General features: G+C 61.6%; 1 protein-coding gene. It reads right to left on the minus strand.

The genetic code is table 11. From position 1 onward, the window contains the following. The coding region (locus BTW07_RS18940; RefSeq protein ID WP_208605450.1) for a hypothetical protein at positions 1 to 1107 on the minus strand (1107 nt) is incomplete at its 3' end. Between the last annotated feature and the right edge of the window lie 26 nt (positions 1108 to 1133).

The following is a 1133-nucleotide window of genomic DNA, read 5'->3' on the forward strand; positions in this document are numbered from 1 at the left end:
CCGTTCGACGAGCCGTTGCGAGATGAGTAGTCGTAGCTGATCGGCGTCTATGCCTCGTCGCCGATAGTAGTTGGCGATGTCGTCCCAGGCACCGCAGCGGGTCAGGCCGTTCATGGCTTGTTGGGTGGTGAAGCCCTGGCGTGCGTAGAGCGAGATGAGATTACCCACGACCAGGGCGACGTTCTTTTCGTTGCCGAGCCCAGGGGCCTTGCGGGCCCGTTTGTAGAGGAAGTGCGGTTCGTGATCGTAGAACCGGGCGTCTTCCTGGAGCAGTTGCCAGGCGCTGTCGATGAGGTTGCGGGAGTGGTCGAGGCGGTACTTGCCGAGAGCGGTCTGCCAGAGGCCGGTAAGGTGGGGCACGGTGTCGATGAAGCGCTTGAAGCCGTGTTCCATGTCCAGGCATTCGCCGGTGTCGACGTTGCAGGGGACGCCCTGGGCAAACTCCCGCAGCACGGATTGATGGAACCGCATCTCGATACGCCACACGTCGCGGTCGGGGTCGTAGTCGGAGACGGTGGGGTCGTCGCTGGAGGCGGTGTTCCAGATGCTTTCCCAGAAGTGGATCTTGTCGCGGGCGTGGGCTTCCTTGGTCTTGTTGTAGATGCAGCACTGGAGCGCACTGGCGGTACCGAACATGAAGGTTTCGGCGTTGCCGTAGGTGGTGGCGATGGTGCCGTGGTTGAAGGTGAAGTCCCCGATGCCGTCGATCTTGGTGACCTTTTTGGAGCGGGTGACGAAGCGGTCCATGAAATCTTTCGGGGGCTTCCAGCCCTGGACGTCCAGGGCGAGGTGAACGGCACAGCCCATGGGCTCGACGTGGGCCATCAGTTCCTTGGCGATGCTATCCAGGTAGGTCTGGATATCGGCGGTACTGCGCTCGTGGATGAAGTGGGGCGATAGCTCGATCTTGAGGTGGGTGCCGATGTCTTCGGCCTTGGTGTGCCGGGCGTAGAACAGGACGATGACGCCAAGCTCGTTGTTCTGGAGCCGGTAGCGGAAGCCGCTGTTGGTGTTGCCGGCGCCGACGATCCAGGTGGTACCGAACAGTTCGATGGTGGCGCCACGTCCTTCGCGATACGTCTCGATGATCTGATCGAACAGGTGCATGCACGGCTTGCCGGCGTAAAGCTGAC

Origin of the sequence: Salinicola socius, assembly GCF_001937195.1 — a bacterium.
Taxonomy (GTDB): domain Bacteria; phylum Pseudomonadota; class Gammaproteobacteria; order Pseudomonadales; family Halomonadaceae; genus Salinicola; species Salinicola socius.